Origin of the sequence: Embleya sp. NPDC008237 (assembly GCF_042956465.1) — a bacterium.
Classification (GTDB): Bacteria; Actinomycetota; Actinomycetes; order Streptomycetales; family Streptomycetaceae; genus Embleya.
The window spans coordinates 772,023-796,945 of record NZ_JBIBGL010000002.1 but is presented as its reverse complement, the minus strand read 5'-3'; the positions used below and the strand labels follow the sequence as shown (position 1 = coordinate 796,945).

Sequence of the window (24,923 nt, the reverse complement as noted above, 5' to 3'; positions counted from 1 at the left end):
GTCCAGCCCGTCGTCCGGGCCCAGGGCCTTGCGGTAGGTGATGAAGCGGGAGTTGATGCGCCGGCAGCCGATGCGCATCCCGTTCACGGCATGGTGTTCATGAGCAGCATCTGCGGGGGCCGGAACGGAGTTTCCCCGTTCCGGCCCCCGCAGATGCCGGTGGCAGAGGCTGAAGGCCCGGCTGCTCAGACCCGCAAACTCTGCTTATCTGCCTACTCGGCCAGGAGGTGGGGGCTCAGTTCAGGCCGGTGAGGAACTCGCCGAAGAGCCGGTTGGCGGTCTCGGAGTCGTAGAGGCGTTCGAACTCGGCGCGTGCGAGGCTGCGCCGGAACTCGCCGTGGTAGGAGACGTCTCCCGCGTCGTGCATGAGGTCGGTGAACCATGCGGCGTACGCCTGGTAGTTCCACACGTGCTTCAGGCAGGTGGCGGAGTACGCCTCCAGCGGGCCCGCGTCCTGCTCCCTGACCTGCTTCAGGAGGGCCGTGGCGAACACGTCGGCGTCGTGCAGGGCCAGGTTCATGCCCTTGGCGCTCATGGGCGGCACGATGTGCGCGGCGTCACCGAGCAGGTACAGGCGGCCGTAGCTCATCGGGTCGTAGACCACGCTGCGCAGCGGCACCAACGTCTTGCTGGTGATGGGTCCCTTCGCGGTGACCGGTTCGCCGAAGCGTGCCTCGATCTCTTCCCAGATCCGGTCGTCCGTCCACTCCTCGACGGCAGTGTCCAGCGGGCACTGGAGGTAGAAGCGGCTGGCTCGGGGTCCGCGGGCGAACTGGCCGGCGAATCCCCGGTCGTGGATCGCCATCATGGACTGGTGGTTGGCGGGGGCGTCGGCCAGTACGGTCAGCCAGGCGTACCCGTACTCGTGGGACTGGCGGGTGAGTACGTTGTCGGGGATGCTCGCCCGGCTGACGCCGTGGTCTCCGTCGCAGCCGGCGATGAAGTCGCAGGTGATGGTCCGCGTCACGCCCGTGCCGTCGCGGTAGCGCACCTGGGGCCGGGGGCCGGCGAGGTCCCCCGGTTCGACGTGCTCGGCTTCGAAGCGGAGGTCGCCGCCGTCGCCGACGAAGACGTCGATGAGGTTGCGCACGAGGACCTGCTGGGGGCAGAAGCGTCCGTCGACGTGGTCGTCGGTCACGTACCGGAAGGGCCGCGTCTCGCCGTCGACGCGGAAGTTCAGCACCGGCGCGAAGGGGGCGCCGTCGAGGACCCGGTCCTCCAGACCCCACTCACGGAACATGCGCGCGGCCCTGGGGTCGATGACCCCCGCGCGCTGGCGCTGCTCGACGTACTCGCGGCTGTGCCGCTCCAGTACCACGCAGTCGATCCCGCTGCGCAGGAGGAAGTTGCCGAGGGCGAGCCCGGCGACACCCGAGCCCACGATCACGACAGTGGTGTTCTCGTCCGTTACGGACATGGTTGGTGCTCCTTGATGTTTTTCTGCCGGCCCGTGAGGAGGGCCGTTACCGCGCCGGTGCCCTGGGGGCCTGCGGTGCGAAGGGTGGGCGCCTTTCGCCCGGGAGAGTGGTGCGCTCATCGGCCCGTGCTGTTCATGGCGATCGCCGGACATGGGGTGTCCCGCGCGTTGGCGCAGCGGGGCGAGACCCCCTACCCTTAAGCGAAGTCTTCACTACGCATCATACGTAGTGTCCACTACGTTTGCAAAGGGAGTCGGGTATGCGCCGCGACGGAGCCGCCAACAGGGAGAAGGTCCTGCTGGCCGCCGAGCATGTGTTCGCCGAGAAGGGGGCCGCCGCCTCCACCGATGAGGTCGCGCAGCGGGCCGGGGTCAGCATCGCCACCGTCTTCCGGAATTTCGCCACCAAGCAGGACCTCATCGAGGCCACCGCGTGCCGCTACCTGGAGAAGCTGACCGCCCAGGCGCCGGCGCTCGCCGAAAGCCAGGACCCCGGAAAAGCCTTCGCCTCCCTGATGAGGTCCCTCGCGGCGGCCGGGCCGGTGAAGATGACCCTGCTGGATCTGTTGCCCCCGCACGACGACGACGGCCGGGGCCTGTCCCGGCCGGTCATCGAGGCGGCCGACGCCTTCCGCGCCGCCCTCGACGGCGCACTCCGCCGCGCCCAGGCCGCCGGCGCCGCGCGCCCCGACGTCACCGCCGACGACGTCTCCCTCCTCCTGCGCGCCCTCGCATACGCCACGGATCTCAGCGAAGGCGAGGCGCTCGACCGGGCCGTGGGCATCGTCCTCGACGGCCTCGGCGTACCGCGCTGACACCTGATCCCTTCCGTCCAACCTGGCCCGCGCGCCCGGCCCGATAGGGATGCACCGTCCGGCGCCGGCCCCACCACTGCCCCGTCACGGCTCTTCCACGGCGGTCTTGTCACGCAGGAGCCGCAGGCCACCCGGCAGGTCGGGGAGTTGGAAGGAGTACCGGCCGAGCACGTTGATGTGATGTCGCACGAACGGGGAGAGCCGGGCGAGTTCCTCGTCGCGGACCTCGAAGCCGTCGTCGGTGTCGACCTGCTCGCTCGTGGTGTCGAATACGACTTGGAACGCGGTCGCCGGCTTCGCCGACGCCCGCTCCACTCGCGGCAGAGTCTTCCGTTTCTCCTGGGTGCGACCCGGCAGTGGCGATCGCCGGCCGCACTCCCTCGGCCCCGAGCCGACAACGGCCGGCTCGTGCCGGCCGTGGACGTGAACCTGCGCGGAGGTCGAAGGCGAGGGCGGAGAGGGCGCGTTCCGGGGCTCGCTCGTCGTGTACCGCACCTGGTCGGCAAGTGGGGCGAGTCGTTTGCCGCCGTGGAGGGCGGCTGTGTAGTCGGCCGGGCAGCGGCGGAGTTGCCGCTGCCCGCATGCGGTCGGACGGTGGCCCACGTCGATCCGGTCGACCCTGTCGAGGGGCCCTCCGGCGTGTTGCTTCCGGTCGGGGTCAGCAGCGTCGGACGGAACTCACCTCGTTCCTCTGCGGCGATGGCAGGTTCGTGCTCTGGCCGTCGAGGATGTTGAGGATCTTGTTCTTGTATCCGGCGTCGTGGAACAGGCACCAGTCGTCCTTGGTGTTGTTCCGGGCCGACCACACGTGGTCGTTGAGCCTGCCCGACAGGACGCTCAGGTCGGAGGCGCCGTCCTCGAGTTCGTAGTGCGCGCCGGTGCCGTTCGTGCCGTAATAGATGCAGAATTTATTCGAGTTGCACGGCCACGCCGACGAGTCCGTGCGGGCCGCCGCAGGTGGGGTGGCGATCGCAACGGCTCCGACCAGCAACGCGGCGGCTACTGCGGCGCTGCGCGTTCTGAAGGTCATGGTGCCACTTCCTTTCACATCCTCCGAAGGCGCCGACGAGACACTTCGGCGCTGTCGCCCACCCTCGGCGTCGATGATCCGAGACGAGTCGACGTGAGGGTTCTACGCATCCGCGTCCGCCTCCAAGCAGGCCCGAGCCCGTGATCACTCGAAAGGATGGCCGCGACGTAGCAGGTACGACATGCCGCGTCGAAGGCTGGGGGTGAGGCCCTCCTGGTCGTTCGAGACGATCCCGTCGATCCGGGAGGGCAAGCCGACGAGCGCGAACTCCCGCCCTTCGGCGCCGTGGAGGTAGTACAGCGTTACGGCGACCGCCGACCGCGTCCAGGTCGGCGCGGGCGCGCAGCCGTGTCGTGGGGACGAGCGTGGTGCGGGTTGGGTCGGGGTCTTGAGCACGGCGTTGCCGTGATGGGCGTCGACGAATGCGCGGGAGGCGGGCGGGTCGCAGGTGAGCAGGGTGTCGGGCACGTGCAGTCCGGCACGGCCGGCGGAGGCCGGTTGCGTGGGCTTGTGCTCGGCGGCGTCGACCGCGGTCGGGTTGTCGACCCACAGGTCGTCGACCCACAGGACCGGGTGGACGCGGAGCAGCCCGAGGAGTGCGTTGGTGTTCTCGTGGGCGCGCAGTCGCTCGTCGGGATCGGCGTGCGCGTCGGATGGGGTGGGCTTGCGCCGGTACCCCGCGAGGCCCGAGCCTCCTCGCCGGCCGTGTCCAGGCACGCGCGCGGCCGGCGGGTGGATGACCTTCGCGAGGTCGGCCGGGTCGTCGGCGTACGGGCCGGCGCCTCGCGGGTTCTACCGGTGGGTTCGCGGGTGGTCGACGCTGAGGCAGACCCGTGTCGTGGCGGGCTGCGGGACGGTCGTGTCCTTCGACAGGGCCGGGAAGCACGGCAGTTGTCCGCGTCGTGACGGGTGGAGGCATCGGAAGATAACCCGCTGCCATCCGAGGCCCTCCTCGCCGCGGACTTCCCGAACCGGCGCTACGTCGAGGTGTTGTTGTCGCGGTCCTCGTCGAGCTTCTCACGGGCAGCGGTCTTGTCGTGCTTCCCGCTCTTCTCGCCTTCGTCCTCATCGGAGCCGACGTCGGAGCCGAGCCAGTCCTCGAAGGCGGTGTTGTCGGTGGTGCCGAAGAGGCTTTCCTCGCCCGGGAGGGTGGTCGTGGTGGTGGTGGGTTCCCTCTTCTCGGCGCGCTTGCCCTCGGCGCCGTCCTCGTTCGACCAGGACACCTCGGCAAGGTGTCCGTCACGAGCGGATGCCTTGTTGTCCTCGATGTCGTCGCGCCACGCCTGCAGGAGGCCGTCCGCGAGGTCCGGGTATTGGGCCCTGAGGCGAAACAAAGTCGTGCGGAACAAATCGTGTGTGTTCTCGGCGAGTTCGCGGTGTTCGACGACCTCGGTGGCGGTTTTCGCGGTGCCCAGCACCGTGACGGCGAGCGTCTTGACCTTCTCCGGGTTGCTTTCGTGCCGCATCTGCCGGACGAAGCCCCAGTCCTTGGCACCGTGCAGACACCATTCGTGGGCGAGGAGTTCGAGCGTCAGGGCCTGGCCGCAGCCGGCGACGATCTCGATGAGAATCTCCACCGGCCGGAGGTGGACACCGGCCGTGCACCAGGTGTGCGGAATGGTCGCCACGGTGTCGATCGTGCCGACGATCAGTGTCGTATCGCCCTGCCGGCCGTTCTTGCGGGAGGCGATCGTCAGGGTGGTCCCCTGGTCGGCCTCGATCGTGTCCCACAGGCCGAGCGACTTGAAGCGGGCCGCCGCCGTCGCGTAGCCATGCCCCTCGGTCGCGAAGTCGCCCTTGAACACCAGCATCGAAACCCCCGGTCGCCGTGCGGTCGTCGATCCCCCGCCTTTCACTGTGGCCCCGACCGGATGCGGCCACAATCGGCTTGGTATAAAACGCCGTTCGCTGGAGGAATTCGTCGGTGACCCGCGACACGGCGACAAACGAGTTCGCGAACAGGACGCATCACAACCGCGCACGCGTCCCACCCGCCCTACGCGCCCTGCCCGATCTGCTCCGGCTCCGCTACCGCAGCACCTCCGGGTCGATGAAGAGCGGGTCGCGCGGGGCTTCGCAGTGGAACGGGCCGTCCGACTCGCTGTCCCACTGCTCCTCGTCCTCGGCCATGCGCTCGATCAGGGCGTAGAACCGCTCCTCGGTCGGGCGCAGGCCGGCCACCGTCTCGGGCGGATCCGCGCAACCGGTGAAACGGGCTCCGTCGCGGCCCACCGACAGCACCGTCGGCCACCCGTCGTCGAAGGGCTTCAGCAGGGCACCGCTGGTCTCCGCCCGGAAGAGCACGTGGTCCCGCCCCGATTTCGACCTGAACCCCCCGGCACCGGCAAGCAGCAACAGCGCTGTGTGCATGAAGCGTTCGTCGTAGCCGGGCCGCGTCGTGACCGCCGTGGGCCGCGACATCGACGACCCGGACGCCTTCTACCGGTACGAGTCGCGCATCGCCATTTTCTGAGCCTTCGACGCCGACGGCCTGGTGACCGCCGAGGACACGTATCCCACCGACGACGGCTTCGCGGGTCTGCGCAAGCTCACCGCCGAGGAGGTCCCGCCGGCCCCGGCCCCGACGCACCTCGCGGACACGCACCGCTCCCCCGGCTCGCCTGCCTGACGCCCGGCGTCGAGGGCGCCGAGTGCGCCGAGCCGAGAGCCCCATCCGCGCCACGGCGAGCCGGATGGAGCCTCCGCCGGTGCCCGGAACGGCAGTCGGTCAGAGTATGTTCTTGCGCCGCGCCGCCTCGATCCACGAGGGGAACTCGGAAAGCAGCCGGTCGTACAACTCCTGGTCGGGAACGTCGCCGATGTCGTCCATCGCGAAGAAGCCGACGTTGTCGACATGGCGGCCACGCATCGTGTCCAGGCGCCTCAGGACGCCGTAGTTCGCGTCGCCGAGTCCCACGAACTGCCAGAACGCCGGTTCCCTGGCCGCGTCCCGGAGTTCGCGCTCGATCTCGTCGTCGCAGTAGATGCCGCCGTCGGAGAAGAACAGCACCAACGTGGGGGCCGGGGACGGATTCTCCCGGACGTATGAGCGCACCTCGGCGATTACCTTGTGCTCCTCGTTGCCGAAGCCGAGCGCCGGCATGTCGACTTGGCCCGGCAGCAACCCCTGCTCGGGATCGTCGTGCCCCGGACGCACGTGCAGGCGCAACCACGTGGGGAGTTCACCCACGCGCAGGTCGGGCAGGCGGACCGGGTCGGTGGCGAACGTCCAGGCCTGCATCACCCCGTCGTCCTCCAACTCCGCCGCCACGGCCGCCATACGTTCCACCACGTCGGCGACGACGCCTTGCTCATAGAGCCAATTCATGGAGCCCGACGCGTCCATGACCAGGATCACCCGCGCGGCGATCCCCTCCGCGCCCCGCTTCCGAAGGCTCACCGCCACCTGCTCCTTGCGCAGCGACAGGCGCTCACGCATGCCCGCGGGCAGGGCTTCCTCGGCGTTTCCGGTCGGTACGGCGGCCGGCCGTGTCGCAACCGGCTGCGCGACGACGGGGTCAGCCGCCGGTTCGTCGTGCACCGTGACGCCGAAATCCGTGGCAAGTCCGGCGAGTCCGGAGGCGTACCCCTGCCCGACGGCGCGGAACTTCCACTGCCCGTGACGGCGGTACAACTCGCCGCCGACGAAGGCCGTCTCGATCCCGGCGGTCATGTCGAAGCGCGCGATCTCGATCGCCGTCACCGCGTCCAGCACCCGTAGGCGCAGGTCCGGGACCTGGCCGAACGTACCGCCGTCGGCCGACGCGCACAGCAGGACCCGGTGAATCGCCTCCTCCACCAGCGCGAGATCCACGGCGAAGGTGTCGACGATGCCGTCGCCGGTCACGCCTCGGCCCAGGTGTGTCACCGCGCCGGACGGGTGGCGCGCCTGGTTGTAGAAGACGAAGTCGGCGTCCCCGCGCACGCGTCCGGTATCGGTGAGCAGCAGCGCGGAGGCATCGACGTCGGGCACGCCGGCGCGGGCGGACCACGACAGCTCCACCCGAAGCCGCGTGGATTCGACACGCAGGTTGGCGCCTTGACGCAGAGATGGCAATGTCATGGCACCATCCTGCCGAAGCCCGAGCTCCCAGGCCCGAGCCGGCGAGTCCGAGCCCCGAAGCCCTAACCCGGGGCCCGAACCCCGAGCGGCCGCACGGCGAGCAGCAGCCGTCGGCCGGTGGCTCCAGCCGTGCACAAACTCAGCTTCTACGTGCGGGAGTTGACGGGATTCACCCCCAGAATCCTCGCGTTGGGGAGCGCCGACCCGGATGTGGCGGGCCAACTCCTCGTCTACGCCGGGGACAACCCGGCCGATGGCGCTCGGAGGCCGTGTTCGCTAACCGGTGCGGCGTCCCGCGATCCCGGCCTCCTCCGGTCGGTGCGACCGCCACGGCTCGACCGTGCCGGCGGGTGCGCCGGGTTCCACACCCTCGCGGCAGAACAGTGCATGCACCGGCCACCCCGGCCGGCTCGGCCCGGCCCGCTCGGGGAACACGGTGCCGACCGGCGCGGTCAGGCGCCCGGTTCGGCGGCGGGCAGTGTCGTCAGTGTGGCGGCGCGGGTGGCGACCACGTGTTCGCGGGCGAGGCGGCGGGCCTCGGCGGCGTCGCCGGACCGGATGGCGGCGTACATCGCCTCGTGCTCGCGGCACATCACGGGGTGGTCGTCGGGGCCGGCGGTGAGCCGGAACAGCCAGCGCAGCCGACCGTTGAGCGGCTCCATGATCCCGACCAGCATGGGGTTGCCGGACAGCGCGACGATCTCGGCGTGGAAGGCCGCGTTGAGTGCGGCGATGTCACGCGCGTCGTTCGCGGCCGTGGCCCGGTGCGCGGCGGACAACAACTCGCCCAGGCGGGCCAGCCCGGCGGCGTCGGCGCGTTCGGCGGCCAATCCCGCGGCAAGCGCCTCCAGGCTTTCCCGGACGTCGAAGAAGTGCGCGAGGTCGGGCGCGAGCAGCCGCGTGACCACCGCACCGCGGCGCGCGTGCACGGTCAGGAAGCCCTCGACCTCCAGGCGCTGGACCGCCTCGCGGACCGGGACCCGGGAGACCTCCAGTTCGGCGGCGATCTCCCGCTCGACGAGGCGGCGGCCGGGTTCGAGGTCGCCCTCGATGATCCGCTCGCGCAGCTCCTCGTACACCTGATCGCGCAGCGAGCGGTCGGCGGCGCCGATGCTGGGCCGCCGTCGAGCCGCCGCGATGTCCTCCACGCTGTCCGCGCCTTCCTGCTCGTGTCGCCGCCTGTCCGACCGGTCGGGCAGGTCGTTCCTCCCCGCCGGTCGGACCGGTCGGGCGGGTCGTCCTCGATCGGCCTTCGCAGATCATCGCAGTGTTCCCGCGCGACGGAATCGAGACGTCCGAGACCCTTGTTTGGTATTCGGTATACCAGATACGGTGAGCCACCGCCGCACCCTTGAAGGAGGCCGCCTTGACCGTTCCGTCGCCCACTTTGTCCCGTCCCGACCTGCTTCACGACGCAACCCTGCCGGACGGCACCCGCGCCGACATCACGATCCGTGCAGGCCGGATCGCCGCGCTGGACCCGGTCGGCGACCGCGGGGCCGGCGACGAGCCGCCGGTCGGCACCACGATCGACGTGGCCGGCGCCCTCGTCCTGCCCGCGTTCGTCGACGGTCACGTCCACCTCGACAAGACCTTCCTCGGCAGCGACTGGCAGCCGCACGTCACCGGCGGCACGATCCGCGAGCGGGTCGCGGCGGAGCGCGCCCTGCGCGAGCGGGTCCGGGTGCCGACCGCGGAGCGGGCCGCACACCTGGTCCGGCGGATCGTGGCGCTCGGTACCGGCCACGTGCGCTCGCACGTCGACGTGGATCCGCAGCTCGGGCTGTCCGGACTGCACGCCCTCGTGGAGGTTCGCGAGCGCTTTCGCGACGTGCTCTCGGTGCAGCTCGTGGCGTTTCCACAGAGCGGCATCGTGACCGCGCCGGGCACGGCCGACCTGTTGGACGCCGCGCTGCGCGAGGGCGCCGACCTGATCGGCGGCCTGGATCCGATCGGCTTCGACAACGACGTCGAGGGCCACCTGGACGTCGTGTTCGGCCTCGCCGAACGGCACGGCGCGGGCATCGACCTGCACCTGCACGACGGCGGCGAGTCGGGCGCGGGACAACTGCGCGAGATCGCCGCCCGCACCGCCGCGGTCGGCCTGGCCGGGAAGGTCACCGTCAGCCACGCCTACTGCCTGGGTGACCTCGAACCCGCCGCGTTCGCCCGCACCGCCGACGCACTCGCCGACGCGGGCGTGTCGATCCTGACCAACGGCCCGAGCGGCTCGATGCCGCCCGTCCTCGCACTACGCGACCGCGGCGTGCGCGTGTTCGCCGGATCCGACAACATCCGCGACGCGTGGTGGCCCTACGGCACCGGCGACATGCTGGAGCGCGCGACCATTGTCGGCCTGCGCCAGGACCTGATGAGCGACGACGAACTCGCCGTGGCCGCGGACCTGGTCACCGACGCCGCCGCGACCGCGCTCGGTCTGCCCGACTACGGCCTCACCGTCGGCGCCCGCGCCGACCTGGTGGTCGTCGAGGCCGCGTCCCTGCCCGAGGCCGTCGCCGCGCACCCCGCCCGCCGCCTGGTCCTGCACGCCGGCCGCACCGTCGCGGCCGAGGGTCGCCTGCTCGGCTGAACACCCCACACCAGACCACCGGTTCGACCCGCACCGTCGAATCGGTCACCTCCCCTGCCCCGGAGACACCACCCATGACGATCCGTCAGCAATCCCCCGCCGCGCCCTCCGTCGCGAAGCCCACCGAACCCGGCGGCGCCCTCGCCAAGTCCGCGATCGGCACCGCCGACCTCGTGTTCTTCGTGGTCGCGGCCGCCGCCCCGCTCACCGCGATGGCCGGCGTCGCGCCCGCCGCGATCGGCATGGGCGGTATGGCCGCACCGCTGGGCTACGTGCTCTCCGGTGTGCTGCTCGCCCTCTTCGCGACCGGCTTCACCGCGATGAGCCGCTACGTGCGCAACGCCGGCGCGTTCTACGCCTATATCGCCCGCGGCCTGGGCAAGGCCGTCGGCGTGGGCGCGGCGTACGTCGCGGTGGTGTCGTACAACCTGATCGAGATCGGTCTGGTGTCGTGCTTCGGGTACTTCGCCTCGACGGGCGTCGCCGACCTGACCGGGCTCGATCTGCCGTGGTGGCTCTGGGCCCTGGGCTGCGTCGCGGGGGTGGCCGGGCTCGGGTGGCTGCGGGTGACGCTCAGCGCCAAGGTGCTCGGCATCGCGCTCGCCCTGGAGGTCCTGGTCCTGCTCGTGCTGGAGATCGGCGTGCTCGGCGATCGGGGCGGATCCACCTTCGACATGGGTGTCTTCGACCCCTCGTCGCTGTCCGGTGACGGCGTCGCGGGCATGTTCGTGCTCGCCCTCGGCGCGTTCACCGGCTTCGAGGCCACCGCGATCTACGCAGAGGAGGCGCGCGACCCGGACCGCACCGTGCCGCGGGCGACCTACATCGCGGTCGGCTTCCTGGCCTTGTTCTACGCCTTCACCGTCTGGGTGATCATGGGCGCGTTCGGCGGCGAGAAGTCCGTGCAGGTCGCGAACGGCGCCGGCGGCGCCGACATGGTCTTCACCGCCGGCTCCGACTTCGTCGGGCCGTGGCTGGCCGACTCGATGCACGTCCTGATCATCACGAGCGCATTCGCCGCCACCCTCGCGTTCCACAACGCCGCGACGCGGTACATGTACGCGCTCGGTCGCGAGGGCCTGCTGCCACGCGGACTCGGCCGGGTCGACCGGCGGACCGGCTCGCCGAGCCTGGCCGTGCTCGTGCAGAGCGCGTTCGGCCTGGCCGTCGTCGTGATCGGCGCGCTCGCCGACGTGGACCCGTACACCGTCACCTTCCTGTGGCCCAACGGCGCGGGCGTGCTGGGCGTGATGGCCATGCAGGCGCTGGCGGCACTGGCCGTGTACGGGTTCTTCCGTCGAAACCGACGCGGCTTCTCGCTCTTTCGGATCGTGCTCGCGCCACTTGCCGCGTGCGCCGGACTGATCCTGCTGACGGTGCTCGCGGTGATCCACTTCGACCTGCTCACCGGCGCGTCCGACGGAGTCGACGCGGCGTTGCTCGTGCCGCTGCCGGTGGTGTTCTGTGCCGGGCTGATGATGGCTCGGCATATCCGCCTTACCGACCCCGAGCGCTACGCGCTCCTGACCACGACCGACGTCGAGCGCGACTGAACGGGCCCGGACTCCAACGTGGTTGCCGCTTCCCCCACCCGGTTCCGGGATCGGTAGGGGCGGCATCGAAGTGTCCGGACGGTGCGGGGGTGGGGCCTCGGCGTCGGTGACCGTCGTGGCCGCGGTGGCAGGCGACGGTGTCGCCCGCGGCACGGGTGCGCGTGTCGTCAACGGTCAACGGCCTTGACCGCACGGGCGCAGCCCACCGGCGATCGCCGAGAGGGCACCCGGCGCACGTCGCGCGGCGGTGGTGCGAGGGCGGCGCCGACGGGCGTGCCGTCCTGCGAACCGGGGCAGCCGAGGGGTCGGCGCTCCCCCGCCCGCCCCGGCGCACGGGAGCACCGGGGCGGGCGGGGTTCGCGAATCGGGCGCCGACCGCTGTGGGTCGGTCAGGCGGACAGGGTCAGGGCGATGTCGACGATCATGTCCTCCTGGCCGCCGACCAGACCCCGGCGTCCGCATTCCATCAGGAGGTCGCGGACGTCCACTCCGTAGCGCGCCGACGCGGCTTCGGCGTGTCGCAGGAAGGACGAGTAGACGCCCGCGTAGCCGAGGGTGAGGGTTTCGCGATCGACCCGGACCGGGCGGTCCTGGAGCGGACGGACCAGGTCGTCTGCGGCGTCCTGGAGGGCGAACAGGTCGCAGCGGTGGTCGAAGCCGGAGAGGTCGGCGACCGCGATGAAGGCCTCCAACGGGCAGTTCCCGGCGCCCGCGCCGTGCCCGGCCAGCGAGGCGTCCACGCGGAGGCAGCCGTTCTCCACCGCCGTCACCGAATTGGCCACCGAGAGCGAGAGGTTCTCGTGGGCGTGGATTCCGATCTCGGTCTCCGGGCGCAGCACGTCCCGGTATGCCCGCACCCTGGCGGCGACGTCGTTCATGGTGAGTCGGCCGCCGGAGTCGGTGACGTAGACGCAGTGCGCGCCGTACGACTCCATCAGCCGGGCCTGTTCCGCGAGTTCCTCCGGTGGGGCCATGTGCGAGAGCATCAGGAAGCCGGAGACGTCCATGCCGAGTTCGCGGGCCGCGGCGATGTGCTGCGCGGCGATGTCGGCTTCGGTGCAGTGCGTGGCGACTCGGACCGAGCGCACGCCGAGGTCGTAGGCGTGCCGCAGGTCGTGGATGGTGCCGACGCCGGGCAGCAGCAGGGTGGTCAGCCGGGCCCGTTCCAGCACGGAGGCGGCGGCTTCGATCCAGGCCCAGTCGCTGTGCGAGCCGGGGCCGTAGTTGAGCGAGCCGCCGGCGAGGCCGTCGCCGTGCGCCACTTCGATGGCGTCCACGCCGGCCCGGTCGAGGGCGGCGACGATCCGCGCGACGTCCGCGGTGGAGATCCGGTGCCGGACGGCGTGCATGCCGTCCCGCAGGGTGACGTCCTGGACGAAGATCTGGGTGCTCACGGGGCGGCCTCCAGGTGCTGCCGGGCGGTGCCGCGGTCGTTGCCGGCGGCCGTGCCGCGGGCCGCGTCGCGGGCCGCCATCCGGTCGCCGACGCGGAGCGCGGCCGAGGTCATGATGTCGAGGTTTCCGGCATAGGCGGGCAGGTAGTGTGCGGCGCCCTCGACCTCCAGGAACACCGAGACCTGGTGGGTGGGCCGGTCGGCGCCGGGGGCCAGCAGGGTTTCCAGCGGCTGGTCGGCGGGGACGGGGGCCACTTGGACCTCCTGCTTGAGCCGGTAGCCGGGTACGTACTCGGCGACGGACGCGACCATCGCGGCCACCGCGCGCCGGATCTCGTCCGCCGTGTCGGGGCCGGGCGCGCGCACCAGGGCCAGGACGGTGTCGCGCATGATCAGCGGCGGCTCGGCGGGGTTGAGGACGATGATCGCCTTGCCCCGCCGGGCACCGCCGACCTCGACGATCGCGGCCGAGGTGGTCTCGGTGAACTCGTCGATGTTCGCGCGGGTACCGGGTCCTGCGGACCTGGAGGCGATGGACGCGACGATCTCGGCGTACTCGACCGGGACCACGCCGCCGATCGCCGCGACCACCGGGATGGTGGCCTGCCCGCCGCAGGTGACCATGTTGACGTCGTCGGCGTCGAGGTGCTGTTCGAGGTTGACCGCGGGGACGACGTACGGCCCCAGGGCCGCGGGTGTGAGGTCGACCAGCCGCTTGCCGTACGGCCGCAGTCGGGCCGCGTTGTGCACGTGCGCCTTTGCCGACGTGGCGTCGAAGACGATCCCGATGTCGGCGAATCCGGGCATGGCGATCAGCCCGTCGACTCCTTCGTGGGTGGTCGGGACCCCGAGTCGGCGCGCCCGGGCCAGGCCGTCGGAGTCCGGGTCGATGCCCACCAGGGCGCCCATCTCCAGATGCTCGGCGGTGCGCAGCACCTTGATCATCAGATCGGTGCCGATGTTGCCCGATCCGATGACGGCGACCTTGGTCCTGTTCATGAGCCCTCCTCGTCGGAGCCGAAATCGATCGCGACCGTGCCCGGGCCGGTGATGTCGGCACGGACGGTGTCCCCGGGAACGACGGGGCGCATCGGCCCCAATGCGCCGGAGAGCACGAGCTGCCCGGCGCGCAGCGGATCGCCGAGGTCGCGGGCCTGCCGGGCCGGCCAGGCAACCGCTTCGACCGGGTCGCCCAGGCAGGCGGTACCGGTGCCGGTCGAGACCACGTCGGCGAAGCGGATGTCCCAGTCGGCCATGCGGCTGCCACAGATCTCCAGGGCCGCGACCGCGTGGTCGATCGCGTCGTGCACGTGCGCGCGGTCGAGCGGTCCGTCGGCGAGGTCGGCGCCGAGAACGAACGCGATCTCTGCCTCGACGCGGGGCTGGAGCACCGCGCGGTAGGGCACGACGTCACCGACGGCGTAGCCCATGTCGTCGAAGAGCACACCGAAGTCGGGCTGGTCGACGCCCAGTTGTTGCTGGACGGCGGCGGAGGTCAGGCCGATCCTGCGGCCGACGACGCGGGCACCGCGCGCCGGTCGGTCGTCGACGACGCGGCGCTGGACCGCGTACGCGGCGGCCAGGTCGTCCGGGCCGATCAAGTCGCGGACCGGGGCGCAGGGTCTACCCGTTTCGGCGGCCGCGAGCAGCCGTTCGGCCGCGGCTCGCACCGCGTCTTCGCCGTGGGAGGAGGTACAGGTCATACCGGCATCGTCGCGACCTGCGAGAGTCGCGCACAACCAAAACGTCTCGCTCAGCGATACGCTGGACGGGTGCCCGACACCCCCGACCGCAACAGCGTCCTGAGCAAGGCGACCGCCATTCTGGAGGCGTTCACCATCGACGACCGCGCCGTCCCGCTGGCCGAGCTGGTGCGCCGCACGGGCCTGCACAAGGCCACCGTGCACCGGCTCACCGGGGAACTGGTGGCGCTGCGACTGCTGGACCGGCTGCCGGCGGGTTATCGGCTCAGCGGCACCGTGTTCGAGCTCGGCATGCGCGCGTCGGTCGAACGCGGCCTGCTCGAACTGGCCATGCCGTTCCTCCAGGACCTGTACGAACGCACCCACGAGATCGTCCACCTCGGGGTGCGCGAGGGCACCGACGTGGTGTACGTGGCCAAGATCGGCGGGCACCGGCAGGCGCGCAGCCCGTCCCGGGTCGGCGGCCGGATGCCGATGCACTGCACCGCCATCGGCAAGGCGCTGCTCGCGCACGGCACCGACGACCTGCGGCGCACCGTGCTCGCCGCGCCGTTGGCGCGGCGCACCGCGCACACCGTGGTCGCCCCGGGGTTGTTGCGCCGCCAGTTGGAGGCCGCGTTGGAGAACGGGGTCGCGTTCGAGTACGAGGAGGCCGCGGTCGGCCTGGTGTGTGTGGCCGCGCCGGTCCTGGGTCCGGACGACGAGCCCGTCGCGGCGATCAGCGTGGCCGGGCCCAGCCCCCGCTTCCGTCCCGAGGCGCACGTGGCCGCGCTGCGCGCCGCGGCGACCGCCCTGGGCGGCGTCCTCGCCCGCCGGGACGCGCTGTCCTGACCCCCGTCGTGCACCCGCCCGGGACGCGCGCGGCCCGGGACGGGCCGTCCGGGGTTCAGGCCGGCCCACCCCGGGCACGGTAGGCGCGCTCGGGTGGCGGGTGCTCAGCGCGGACGCCGGGTGAGCGGCGCACCCGCCGGCGCCGCCCCGGTGGATGACGCGCCCGACGGTCCGCTGCGCTGGATGCGACTCGGCACCGCCCGGTTCCTCGACGCCTGCGCGGCACTCGACGAACGCGACACCCACGACTACACGTTCGTCGACTGGCTGTACGGCCCGACGGCACTGGAACCGGACGAGGAGCCCCCCGCATTCGTACCGATCCCGCTCGGGACTCCTCCGGCCACGATCCGGTGACACGGCCGGCCCGACCTCGAGCGCAAGGACGTCCCGACCACGCGGTGCAATACGGGGCCGCGCGGTGGAAGACGGGGCCGGCAGGCGACGGCGCCGGCCGTGGGTGACGAACGCCGGGGGGTCGGGTCGCGGTCGATCACGAATCGCGACCCGACCATGTGGCGGAACGGGAAGGGGGCGGGGTCCGGTGTTCCGGCCTGCCTACTTGCCGAAGGTGAGCGATGCGGCCGGCGAGGTGTTCCCGTACGCGTCCACGGCCACGACTCGTGCCACGTACCGGCCCCCGGGCCGTGCGCACATCGTTCGGCTCGGCGGACGGAGCCGAACCTCTGACGGTCCCTACTCCGTTCGGCGTGGTGGCCTGTAGAGGTCGTCGAGGTGGAGCGGGGCGGGCGCGGGCAGGGGCGTGTCGGCCGTCGGGCGGCAGGACTGGAGGAAGTAGGCGAGAAGGCGGCGGGATGCGGCCACGGAGGCCGCCGGGGAGTCACCCAGGACGCCGTTGTTGGCCAGGAGCAGGAGGGTCACGTCGCTGGTGTCGAAGTCCTGGCGCAGTTGTCCGGCGTCTTTCGCACGCTGTACCAGCCGGGCCAGGCCCGCCTCGGCGCGGGCGCGTTCACGCCGGACGTCGGGCGCGTCGGGGTACTCGGCGAGGAACGCGGCGCTGAACCCTCGGTCCTCGGCCTGCATCATGCAGACCTTGGTGAGGGCGGTGCGAAGTCCGCGCCAGGGATCGTCGTCCCGAAGGGCCTCGTCGACGGTGGCGAGGCACTGGGCGAGTTGTTCGGAGAACGCGGCGGCGATCAGTGAGCCGCGGGTCGGGAAGTGCCGGTAGAGGGTGGCGGCGCCCACGCCCGCTCGACGGGCGATTGTGCTGGAGGGCACGTCGGCGCCGTCCAGGGCGTACGCCTCGCGGGCGGCCCGGAGGAGTCGGGCGCGGTTGTTCCGGGCGTCGGCTCGCTGTCTCGGCGCGGGGGTGCCGGAGGCGGTCGGAGGTGGGTTCCGAGACGGTCGGGCAGGCATGTCTCCCACTTAAGCACAAACGGAAGAGGTCGACCGTTTAGCGGGTTAGCGTGACGGGGTGCCGCGGTGTTTCGCGGCCGGCTGTCGGTCGCGGAGGTGGGCGGCGGCGGGTTCTCCCGTCGAACGACGGGCATGTGTACGGAGGTTGGGCGTGTTTGCTGTGCAGTACCACCGCTACGGCGGTCCCGAGGTTCTCGCCGTCGAGGAGGTCGACGAGCCGCACGCGGGGCCCGGACAGGTCCGCATCGCGGTGCGGGCCACCGGCGTGACCCCTGCCGACTGGTACCTGCGTTCGGGGATGTTGCGAGACTTCGTCTCCCTGGACTTCCCCCATGTACCGGGCATGGATGCCGCAGGCATCGTCGACGAGGTGGGGGAAGGCGTGATCGGCACCGCCGTGGGAGACGCGGTCTTCGGTCTCGTCCCCTTCGTGGATCAGGGAGGTGCCGCGGCCGAGTATGCCGTGCTGGAGGCGTGGGCGCCCAAGCCTCGGTCGTGGTCCTTCGAGGAAGCGGGCGGCGCCGCGGGCAACCTCGACACCGCCACACGCGTACTGGAGGCCCTGGACGCCGCCGAGGGCATGACCTTGTTGATCGAGGGCGCCGCCGGAGGCGTCGGCACCATCACCGCGCAACTCGCCCGCGCCCGGGGCCTCACCGTGATCGGCACCGCGAGCGAGGGCAATCACGGCTTCCTCGAGCGGCTCGGCGTCATACCGGTCACCTACGGGACGGGGCTGGCCGACCGCCTCGCCGCACTGGCTCCGCGCGGTGTCGACGTGGTTCTGGACGCCGCCGGCAAGGGCTCTCTGGCCCAACTGGTGGCCATCGCCGGCGACCCGCACCGCGTGGTGACCATCGCGGATTTCGACGCCGCTCGGCACGGAGTGCGATTCTCCCGCTCCGAGGCAGGAGAGTCACCGGGCTGGGCAGGACTGCCACTGGCAGCCGAGTTGGCCGACCAAGGCCGCCTCACCGTCCCGCTGCACGCTGTATTCCCACTGAAGGAAACCGCCACGGCTCATGACGTCAGCACCACCGGCCACGCACGCGGCAAGATCGTCATCACCGTGCCCTGACCTCGCGGAGGCTCCCCCGACGCCCAGCCGGGGTGCCCGGCCGGCGTGTTCGGGTGGACGGCCCGGAAGCACGCCGAGTCGTGTACGGCGCCGATCAGCCGGGGGATCTCGGATCCGTGTCTATCCGAGATCCCCATGGGCGTCGAAACCGGGACCGAAACGCGAAGTCCGAGGCCCGGCCGCGAAGTCGTGGATACGGGGCACAAGGCCTCTACACGTGGCGTCGGATCTCGCGTTCCGCTTCCGTCCAAGCCCGGACGGGCCTCACGCTCCCCGCCCCGCCGCACCGCACCGGAAGGTAGGGGCCCCTGACCGCGCGCGAGCCGTGCCGGTCAGACTGGGTGATGGTCGGAGACGGCGCCGAGTTCGATGCCGTGTTCCAGCAGGGCCTTCATGGCACACAGGGCTGTAGCGAATCCGCCGACGGCGTCGTTCACCCAGCGCAGGGCATCATCCCCCGAGCCCTCGAAACCGGTCTCGGTGACCTCGACGAACGTGGCTCCTGCCGCCTGTGGAGTGAACCGCAACTCAACGGTGGTCGGCTGCCCGTAGTTGCCCCACTCGAACCGGATCAGCCGGTCCTCCTGGACCTCCTTGACCCGGACTTCGGCCGATGCACCGTACGTCTCCCACTCCCAGCGCAACTCGGCGCCCGCAACCATCGGCCCGCTGCTCTTGGTGTACCAGAATCGGGAGGTCACAGCCGGGTCGGCGAAAGCACGGAACGCCTCCTCGGCGGGCTTGCGAACGATCAGGCAGGCGTACGCGGCAGGGGCGCGCGAGAGCGCGGAGTCAGGGGTCTCCATACGGATAATCATGCCCTACGGGCACCCCTGCCCCCCAGGATTCGGACCCACTCGTCCAGGAAAGCTACGGCGTTCGGGCTCGAACCGAGGAGACCCGCAGCGCACCGCCGGACGGATCGCCGAGAGGGAGACCCCGCCACCCGGGATCGATCGGCTGGTTCGCCTTCACATGAAGCGAACAGCCGGGTACCGCAACCGAGTTCACGCACATCGACCGACATCGAACCTCCCGTTCGAGGCACCCTCGTGCACAACGGTGACCGGCCGGCTCCACAATGCGCCGAGCGGGCACGCCTGCACGACCCGCATCCGTTCGTGCGCGTGTACACGCCGCCGGTGCGCGGCACCTTGTCCGGGCCGCAGGACACCGCAGCGTCGGCGGTACGACGGACCCGCGTCGCTGCGCAAGGACGAGCGGTGGCCACCCACCTGGTGGGACCGGTACTTCGGCTACGCATAGGCCCGACAACCCCGAGCAACGACACGACGACCGGGGGTCCGACGCGCGGAGTCGAGACGGATGCGCACACCTCGCCGGGATGCGCTCCCGACTTCGACTCCGGCCAGGCAGTACCCGTCCTGCGGCACCGCCGGCTCGGACCCGACGAATCCCTTGCCACGGGCCACCGTGCCTGCCGGGGCGGTCAATTCGTCTACCTATTCGACGAGTTACACCCCTCCCCCTGACCCACCACCGAAACAACACCGCCGAACGGGAGCCGGTCGCCGCCGGGACATGGGATGCCGCCCAACCATGCCCCCGCGTTCGGGATTCCACGGCAGGGCGCTACTCTGCGTGGCCGCCGTCAGCACGTCGGCGGGGTGGGGCGCCCCGGGGAGGGGCCGTCGGGGAAGGGATCATGGAAACACGAAACACGTCGGTGGAAGACGCGAAGCCGAACGCGGAGCCGTGTCCGGACTCGGGGCGGACATGCCGGTCGATCCGCGGTTCGTGACATGGTGCGCGAGCTGTGACTGGAATGTCGACCCCGGCGGCCGTGAACCCCGGTACGGGCGCATCGAGGAACTGCGCAGGCGCTCGGCACGCCTGCACGCGGAGCAGTTGTTCGCCGAAGTCCTGCGAGATCCGGCCGCCCGTCCTCGCCGTGATGTCTACGCCGTGCTCGCGTTCACCACCGCGCTCGCCGTGCATGGAATCACCCTCGGCCTCGCCGTCGGCGGCCTCCTGCTGATCGTGCTCGGCTGGTCCACCGGGGTGCAACCGGCGCTCGGCGTCGTGCTGTTGCTCGCGGCGCTGACCCTGCGCCCGCGCCTGGGCGCACTCGACAAGAACGTGCCGGCCCTGCAACGGGTCGACGCGCCGCAGCTGTTCGCCCTGATCGACGAAGTCGCGGCGGCCACCGGCACAACCGGGGTGCACGTCGTCGAGGTAGACGCCGACGTCAACGCGAGTGTTCGAACCCACGGCCTGCGGCAGCGCCGGGTCCTGCGCCTGGGGCTCGGCCTGTGGGAGATCCTCACCCCCGGGCAACGCGTCGCGCTGCTGGGCCACGAACTCGCCCACTACGCGAACGGCGACAGTCGACACGGGCTCGTCGTCGGCAATGCCCTGCGTTCCCTGGACGGTTGGCGCTACCTGCTCGCCCCGAGCGGGAAACGCGGGCCCGTCGGCCTGGTCGACATCGTGCTGTTCCCGCCCCGGACCGCGGTGCACGGCATGCTGATGCTGCTCGACCACCTCACGCTGCGCGCCACCCAGCGAGCCGAATACCTCGCCGACCGGACCGCCGCGCGGGTCGCCTCCTCGGCGGCGGTCGTCGAACTCCTGGACCTGCTCCTGGTCGAAGGCTCGGTACGCACCGAACTGCACCGACGGGCGGTCGCGGCCAACACCCGAGGGCGGCCCGGGGCGCGGCGCGGCGAGACCGTCTCCGAACACACGCTGTGGGAGGACCTGGCCGCACACATCGCGCGCATCCCGGAACAGGAGTACGAACGGTTGCGCCGGGTCGCAACGCTGCACGGACACAGCGTTGACGCGACCCACCCGCCCACCCGGCTGCGCCGGCGACAGGCGCTCGAGGGCGAACGATTCGAGGGGATCGTCCCCGTCGACGAACACGTCTGGGCGGCCGTGGCGGGCGAACTCGCCGACGTCCGCGCCGCAACCGCACGCCGGATCATCCGCGATCGGGTGGACCGACCGGCGCCGTGACGACCCCGGCCCACGTTTCCCCACCTCCTCCGACATCCGTCCCGAAAACCGCACCACGACGAAAGCCCTCGTTCGGCGAACGTGAATCGGCCCGGGCGGCGACCTCCCAAGGAAGGAAACCTCGAACGAGGCCGGCGGGGGGCAGTTGGCGGCCGCGGTGCGGGCGCGGGCGGCGCGACTGCCCGCGGCGCGGCGTCCCCGGTCGGGTGCTCACCGACTTCGCCGGGGTCGGGGGCCGCGGTACCGGGAGGACATCACCAGGCGCGGACCGGCCCTCTGGCCCCGCGCGTTGACCGATGCCGCCCGCGCCCGGGCCGCGTACCGCGCACTCCGACCCGCCTGCCCTGCGCACCGGACGAGGTCCAGGTCGAGGACCAGGTCGATTTCGGGCCGAGGCCGAGGCCGATCGCGCCAAACAGCGAATTTGGGAACCGCACGAAACCCCCTTGCTCAATGGTCAAGAATCGTTGACCATTAAGCGCATGCCTGCCGAAGACCTTCCCGAGACGCTTCACGTCACCACTGGCGCGCAGTTGCGCGCCGTCTCCAACCTCACGCGCCACCGGATCATGGCCGTGCTCCGCTTCGAGCCCGCGACGATCACGCAGATCGCCGAGCGGGTGGGCCTTGCCAAGGGGAGTTCCAGCTACCACGTGCGGCTGCTGGAACGGGCCGGCCTGGTGAAGGTGGTGCGGACGCGGAAGGTGCGGGGGGTCACCGAGCGGTACTACGCGATGGCCGCGCGGTCGATCGTGTTGCCGGATCCGGGTGAGGGAGGGCCGGATGTGCTGATGCGGCATGCGGTGGCGGACCTGGAGGCGGCGCCGGTCGACGCCGAGCGGCACGTACGGATGGCGCATCTGCGGCTCACCGACGAGCAGTTCGCGGCGCTGGGGGCACGGCTGGAGGCATTGGCGGACGAGTACCGGGAGTTGTCCGATCCCTCGCTGCCGGACGCGTCTCTCGTCTTCGCCCTGTTCCACCCGGCATCGCACGAGAAGGCCGAACCCGAGCAGGCCGAGGGGGACGCCAAGTGACCTCGGACATCCGGAAGTTGCCGACCGGGTTCGGACGGCTGTGGACCGCGCAGACGGTGTCCTCGCTCGGCGACGGGGTGACGCATGCCGCGCTGCCGCTGCTCGCGCTGGCGTTGACGCGGAATCCGATGGCGCTCGCCGTCGTCACGGCCGCCGGCACGCTGCCGTGGCTGCTCTTCGGGGTGCTCGGCGGAGCACTTGTGGACCGCTGGGACCGCCGGCGCACGATGTGGATCGCGGACGCGGCGCGTGCGGTGCTGCTCGCGATACCGGCGGCGGCGGCCGCGCTCGACGTCCTGAGCATTGCGCTCCTCGCGGCCGTCGCCTTCCTCCTCGGCCTCGGCGGACTCTTCTTCGACACGGCCGCCACGGCCTATCTGCCGGATCTGCTCGGCCGCGACCCCGCGCTCCTGGAGCGCGCCAACTCCCGCCTGCGCGGCGCCCAGACCGCCGCGTCCGGCTTCGCGGGGCCACCCGCGGGCAGTGCGCTGCTCGCGCTCGGGCGGGCGGTCCCACTGCTCGCCGACGCGGTCTCGTTCGCGCTCTCCGCGCTGCTCGTACGGTCGCTGCCCGCCGCGCCCAGGCCCGTACCGCAGGCCCGTGAGTCGCTGCTGCGGCAGGCGCGGGCCGGGGCCTCGTACGTCTTCCGGGACCGGCTGCTGCTCGGACTCGCGCTGCGTCCGGCCGTCGGGAACATCGCCTTCGTCGCCGTGGAGACCGTACTCGCCCTCTTCGCGCACGACCGTCTCGGCATCGACACCTTCGGCTTCGGCCTGCTCCTCACGGCGGAGGCCACCGGCGGCCTCCTCGGCGCGGCGATCGCCTCCCGCCTCGGCCGACTGCTGGGCACCGGCACCGCGCTGACCTGCACGGCCGCCGTCGAGGGCCTCGCCATCCTCGGCCTTGCGGCCGCCCCGAACCCGTACGTCGCCGGCCTCGCGCTCGCCGTCTGCGGAGCGGGCATGGGCGCCACCATGGTGCTCGGCCCCTCCCTCCGGCAGGCGATCGTCCCCGCCCACCTGATGGGCCGGGTCGCCTCCACCTCCCGCATGTTCGCCATGTGCGCCGCCCCGTTCGGCGCCTTCCTCGGCGGCTGGCTGGCCACCGCGTACGACGTACGGACCCCGCTCTACGCCGCCGCCGGCCTCCTCCTCGCCATGACCGCCGTCACGGCGACCATGACCGGCAACCGCCGGGTCGAGGCGGCGCTGCGTGCCGCTGCCGCGACCGGCGGTACGGGTCACCCGGAAGCCGGGGATCCCGTTCGGGCGGGTGCACGCGAATCGTTGTGACGCTCCCGCGGAAGGTGTCACGAAAGCTTCGGGACGGGGGTCGGCCGGCGGGCTCGTCGTCAGCGCCTGCGCCACCGCTCCGACCGCATGCGTGCCGATCCTGTTCATCGATCGGTCGATGGCCGGGCGTCCCCCCGTCCCCAACCGCAGAGCCCGGCATGTCGATTACCGGGGTCGGCAGCGTTCGCCTGTTCGCCGGTTCGCGGTGGCGGCGGCGATGACGGTGCTCAGCCTGTCCCGGGCTCCCACCAGTTCGCCGATCCGGCTGTCGATGCGATCCCGTTCCGCCGAAAGCCGGTCGAGCAACTCCGGGGTGGCCTCACCGTTCACGACACACGGCAGTAGATCCGCGATCGACTTGCTGGGCAGCCCGGCGGCGTACAACTGCTGGATCAATCGGACACGCTCGACCGCGCTGTCCGGGTACTGTCGCTGGCCGCTGGGGCTGCGTTCCGAGGCGAGCAGGTTCTGTTCCTCGTAGTAGCGCAACGCCCGAACGCTCACGCCCGTCCTGGTGGCGAGCTCGCCGATACGCATGTCTCTCCGATGTGAGCCGGACAACACTTCTTGCCTCTGACGTCAGCGTCAGGTTCTAGCGTATCTCGCGACGGCTCACATCGAGGCGAAGGACGAGACCGTGACCGGCTTGTTCGACACCTTCCCCATCGAAAATGCGAAGGAATCTCTGCCCATGACCGCATCAGACGTGGTGTCCACGGACGTGCCCATCACCGCCCCCGCCCCGATCGTCTCGGTGAGGCCGGTGGTGCTGGACGCACCGGGCCGCGGCGAAGGCCTGCAGGTGAGAATCTCCGCGCCGACGACCGGAAACGAACTGCCGATCATCGTCTTCTCGCACGGTTTCGGGTCGTCCTTGAACGGCTACGGGCCCCTGGCCGACTTCTGGGCAGCTCACGGTTTCGTGGTGATTCAGCCCACCCATCTCGACTCCAGGACCGTGGGCCTTCCCCGGGACGATCCCCGCACACCGCGGCTGTGGCACTCCCGCGTGCAGGACATGAAGCGCATCCTCGACCGGCTCGATCTGCTGGAGGCCGCCGTTCCCGGTCTCGGCGGGCGCCTGGATCGAAGCCGCATCGCCGCGGCCGGACACTCCTTCGGTGGCCAGACGGCGGGCAATCTGCTGGGCCTGCGCGTCCTCGATCCGGTGACCGGGAATGCGGAAGACCTGTCCGACTCGCGGATCAGAGCGGGCGTGTTGCTTGCCACGGCCGGCCGGGGCGGAGCCGACCTGACGCCCTACGCAACCGAGAACCTCCCGTGGTTGAAGGGACCGGACTTCGCGCACATGACCACGCCGACCCTCGTGGTCGCGGGAGACAAGGACGATTCACCGCTGTCCGTCAGGGGGCCGGAGTGGCTCGCCGACCCCTACCACCTGAGCCCGGGACGCAAGAGTCTGCTCACCCTGTTCGGGGCGGAGCACTCCCTCGGCGGAATCGCCGGCTACGACGTCCGGGAGACCACGGACGAGAACCCCGAACGCGTGGCCCTGATCCAACGGGTCACCCGGGCCTACCTTCGCCACGCACTCGGCATCGAGGACGCCGGCTGGACGGCAGCGCAGAAGGCGTTGTCGGAGAGCGTCGCCCCCTTGGGGCGGATCGAGTCCAAGTGAGGCTCTGGGCAGCGAACCACCTCCCGGTGGCCGGCGAGGTCGGACCGACTATTCCGCGCCGCGCCTCGGCGACCGAATCGGCGGCGCCGCCCCGCCGACCGGCTCCGGGTGCGAGGTGAGCAA

25 protein-coding genes are annotated in these 24,923 nt (G+C 71.4%); 11 read left to right on the top strand and 14 right to left on the bottom strand.

Annotated features, from left to right (window positions below):
- Positions 1 to 235: 235 nt before the first annotated feature.
- Positions 236 to 1,417: a 4-hydroxybenzoate 3-monooxygenase gene (locus tag ACFZBU_RS06700; RefSeq protein WP_391582391.1), complete on the bottom strand. Its 1,182-nt coding sequence runs from the start codon at positions 1,415 to 1,417 to the stop codon at positions 236 to 238.
- A 260-nt stretch (positions 1,418 to 1,677) separates the two neighbouring features.
- Between ACFZBU_RS06700 and ACFZBU_RS06695 the strand changes: the two genes are divergently transcribed.
- Entirely contained in the window at positions 1,678 to 2,232 is a 555-nt protein-coding gene (locus tag ACFZBU_RS06695) for a TetR/AcrR family transcriptional regulator (protein WP_391582390.1), read from the top strand.
- 84 nt (positions 2,233 to 2,316) lie between these two features.
- Here the strand turns inward: ACFZBU_RS06695 and ACFZBU_RS06690 are convergent, their stop codons facing one another.
- The 5 genes from ACFZBU_RS06690 to ACFZBU_RS06670 form a co-directional block, all read right to left on the bottom strand.
- Positions 2,317 to 2,547, bottom strand: coding sequence for a hypothetical protein (locus tag ACFZBU_RS06690; RefSeq protein ID WP_391582453.1), 231 nt, complete (start codon positions 2,545 to 2,547; stop codon positions 2,317 to 2,319).
- Positions 2,548 to 2,890: 343 nt separating this feature from the next.
- The gene (locus tag ACFZBU_RS06685; RefSeq protein ID WP_391582389.1) at positions 2,891 to 3,262 is read right to left on the bottom strand and encodes a peptidase inhibitor family I36 protein; all 372 of its coding nucleotides are present in this window, start codon (positions 3,260 to 3,262) and stop codon (positions 2,891 to 2,893) included.
- Between the two features lie 144 nt (positions 3,263 to 3,406).
- The gene (locus ACFZBU_RS06680) at positions 3,407 to 3,979 is read right to left on the bottom strand and encodes a hypothetical protein (protein ID WP_391582388.1); all 573 of its coding nucleotides are present in this window, start codon (positions 3,977 to 3,979) and stop codon (positions 3,407 to 3,409) included.
- A 260-nt stretch (positions 3,980 to 4,239) separates the two neighbouring features.
- Positions 4,240 to 5,253 (bottom strand): hypothetical protein, encoded by a 1,014-nt coding sequence (locus ACFZBU_RS06675; RefSeq protein ID WP_391582387.1) that lies wholly within the window; start codon positions 5,251 to 5,253, stop codon positions 4,240 to 4,242.
- Positions 5,254 to 5,290: 37 nt separating this feature from the next.
- The gene (locus ACFZBU_RS06670) at positions 5,291 to 5,683 is read right to left on the bottom strand and encodes a hypothetical protein (RefSeq protein ID WP_391582386.1); all 393 of its coding nucleotides are present in this window, start codon (positions 5,681 to 5,683) and stop codon (positions 5,291 to 5,293) included.
- A 73-nt stretch (positions 5,684 to 5,756) separates the two neighbouring features.
- Between ACFZBU_RS06670 and ACFZBU_RS06665 the strand changes: the two genes are divergently transcribed.
- Entirely contained in the window at positions 5,757 to 5,891 is a 135-nt protein-coding gene (locus tag ACFZBU_RS06665) for a hypothetical protein (protein ID WP_391582385.1), read from the top strand.
- 99 nt (positions 5,892 to 5,990) lie between these two features.
- On the opposite strand, the gene ACFZBU_RS06660 is transcribed toward ACFZBU_RS06665, so the two are convergent.
- Positions 5,991 to 7,325 (bottom strand): VWA domain-containing protein, encoded by a 1,335-nt coding sequence (locus ACFZBU_RS06660; RefSeq protein ID WP_391582384.1) that lies wholly within the window; start codon positions 7,323 to 7,325, stop codon positions 5,991 to 5,993.
- Between the two features lie 452 nt (positions 7,326 to 7,777).
- Positions 7,778 to 8,473, bottom strand: coding sequence for a GntR family transcriptional regulator (locus ACFZBU_RS06655; RefSeq protein WP_391582383.1), 696 nt, complete (start codon positions 8,471 to 8,473; stop codon positions 7,778 to 7,780).
- 218 nt (positions 8,474 to 8,691) lie between these two features.
- Between ACFZBU_RS06655 and ACFZBU_RS06650 the strand changes: the two genes are divergently transcribed.
- Together ACFZBU_RS06650 and ACFZBU_RS06645 are read left to right on the top strand one after the other, a co-directional pair.
- Complete coding sequence (locus ACFZBU_RS06650; RefSeq protein ID WP_391582382.1) at positions 8,692 to 9,915, top strand: amidohydrolase family protein; 1,224 nt, start codon at positions 8,692 to 8,694, stop codon at positions 9,913 to 9,915.
- Positions 9,916 to 9,989: 74 nt separating this feature from the next.
- Entirely contained in the window at positions 9,990 to 11,468 is a 1,479-nt protein-coding gene (locus ACFZBU_RS06645; RefSeq protein ID WP_391582381.1) for an APC family permease, read from the top strand.
- Between the two features lie 389 nt (positions 11,469 to 11,857).
- Here the strand turns inward: ACFZBU_RS06645 and dmpG are convergent, their stop codons facing one another.
- Genes dmpG through ACFZBU_RS06630 form a run of 3 tightly spaced genes read right to left on the bottom strand, consistent with a single transcriptional unit; the run spans position 11,858 to position 14,564 of the window.
- Entirely contained in the window at positions 11,858 to 12,862 is a 1,005-nt protein-coding gene (gene dmpG, locus ACFZBU_RS06640) for a 4-hydroxy-2-oxovalerate aldolase (protein WP_391582380.1), read from the bottom strand.
- Complete coding sequence (locus ACFZBU_RS06635; RefSeq protein WP_391582379.1) at positions 12,859 to 13,860, bottom strand: acetaldehyde dehydrogenase (acetylating); 1,002 nt, start codon at positions 13,858 to 13,860, stop codon at positions 12,859 to 12,861. The genes dmpG and ACFZBU_RS06635 overlap by 4 nt, the downstream gene beginning before the upstream one ends.
- Positions 13,857 to 14,564: a 2-keto-4-pentenoate hydratase gene (locus ACFZBU_RS06630; protein ID WP_391582378.1), complete on the bottom strand. Its 708-nt coding sequence runs from the start codon at positions 14,562 to 14,564 to the stop codon at positions 13,857 to 13,859. The genes ACFZBU_RS06635 and ACFZBU_RS06630 overlap by 4 nt, the downstream gene beginning before the upstream one ends.
- Positions 14,565 to 14,633: 69 nt before the next feature.
- Between ACFZBU_RS06630 and ACFZBU_RS06625 the strand changes: the two genes are divergently transcribed.
- Positions 14,634 to 15,395 carry an IclR family transcriptional regulator gene (locus ACFZBU_RS06625; protein ID WP_391582377.1) on the top strand — a complete coding sequence of 254 codons (762 nt, stop codon included), beginning with the start codon at positions 14,634 to 14,636 and terminating at the stop codon, positions 15,393 to 15,395.
- A gap of 120 nt (positions 15,396 to 15,515) precedes the next feature.
- Positions 15,516 to 15,752, top strand: coding sequence for a hypothetical protein (locus ACFZBU_RS06620; protein WP_391582376.1), 237 nt, complete (start codon positions 15,516 to 15,518; stop codon positions 15,750 to 15,752).
- 339 nt (positions 15,753 to 16,091) lie between these two features.
- Here ACFZBU_RS06620 and ACFZBU_RS06615 read toward each other — a convergent pair whose 3' ends face one another.
- The gene (locus ACFZBU_RS06615) at positions 16,092 to 16,772 is read right to left on the bottom strand and encodes a TetR/AcrR family transcriptional regulator (protein WP_391582375.1); all 681 of its coding nucleotides are present in this window, start codon (positions 16,770 to 16,772) and stop codon (positions 16,092 to 16,094) included.
- Between the two features lie 151 nt (positions 16,773 to 16,923).
- Here ACFZBU_RS06615 and ACFZBU_RS06610 point away from each other — a divergent pair, with 151 nt between their 5' ends.
- Positions 16,924 to 17,850, top strand: coding sequence for an NADP-dependent oxidoreductase (locus tag ACFZBU_RS06610; RefSeq protein WP_391582374.1), 927 nt, complete (start codon positions 16,924 to 16,926; stop codon positions 17,848 to 17,850).
- A gap of 332 nt (positions 17,851 to 18,182) precedes the next feature.
- Here ACFZBU_RS06610 and ACFZBU_RS06605 read toward each other — a convergent pair whose 3' ends face one another.
- The gene (locus ACFZBU_RS06605; RefSeq protein ID WP_391582373.1) at positions 18,183 to 18,656 is read right to left on the bottom strand and encodes an SRPBCC family protein; all 474 of its coding nucleotides are present in this window, start codon (positions 18,654 to 18,656) and stop codon (positions 18,183 to 18,185) included.
- A gap of 910 nt (positions 18,657 to 19,566) precedes the next feature.
- Here ACFZBU_RS06605 and ACFZBU_RS06600 point away from each other — a divergent pair.
- The 3 genes from ACFZBU_RS06600 (at position 19,567) to ACFZBU_RS06590 (ending at position 23,161) form a co-directional block, all read left to right on the top strand.
- Positions 19,567 to 20,832 (top strand): M48 family metallopeptidase, encoded by a 1,266-nt coding sequence (locus ACFZBU_RS06600; protein WP_391582372.1) that lies wholly within the window; start codon positions 19,567 to 19,569, stop codon positions 20,830 to 20,832.
- A 482-nt stretch (positions 20,833 to 21,314) separates the two neighbouring features.
- Complete coding sequence (locus ACFZBU_RS06595) at positions 21,315 to 21,869, top strand: ArsR/SmtB family transcription factor (protein WP_391582371.1); 555 nt, start codon at positions 21,315 to 21,317, stop codon at positions 21,867 to 21,869.
- Positions 21,866 to 23,161 (top strand): MFS transporter, encoded by a 1,296-nt coding sequence (locus ACFZBU_RS06590; protein ID WP_391582370.1) that lies wholly within the window; start codon positions 21,866 to 21,868, stop codon positions 23,159 to 23,161. The genes ACFZBU_RS06595 and ACFZBU_RS06590 overlap by 4 nt, the downstream gene beginning before the upstream one ends.
- A 165-nt stretch (positions 23,162 to 23,326) precedes the next feature.
- On the opposite strand, the gene ACFZBU_RS06585 is transcribed toward ACFZBU_RS06590, so the two are convergent.
- On the bottom strand, positions 23,327 to 23,698 hold the full coding sequence (locus ACFZBU_RS06585) for a MerR family transcriptional regulator (RefSeq protein WP_391582369.1): 372 nt from the start codon (positions 23,696 to 23,698) through the stop codon (positions 23,327 to 23,329).
- 154 nt (positions 23,699 to 23,852) lie between these two features.
- Here ACFZBU_RS06585 and ACFZBU_RS06580 point away from each other — a divergent pair, with 154 nt between their 5' ends.
- Complete coding sequence (locus ACFZBU_RS06580) at positions 23,853 to 24,800, top strand: alpha/beta hydrolase family protein (RefSeq protein ID WP_391582368.1); 948 nt, start codon at positions 23,853 to 23,855, stop codon at positions 24,798 to 24,800.
- Positions 24,801 to 24,923: the final 123 nt, after the last annotated feature.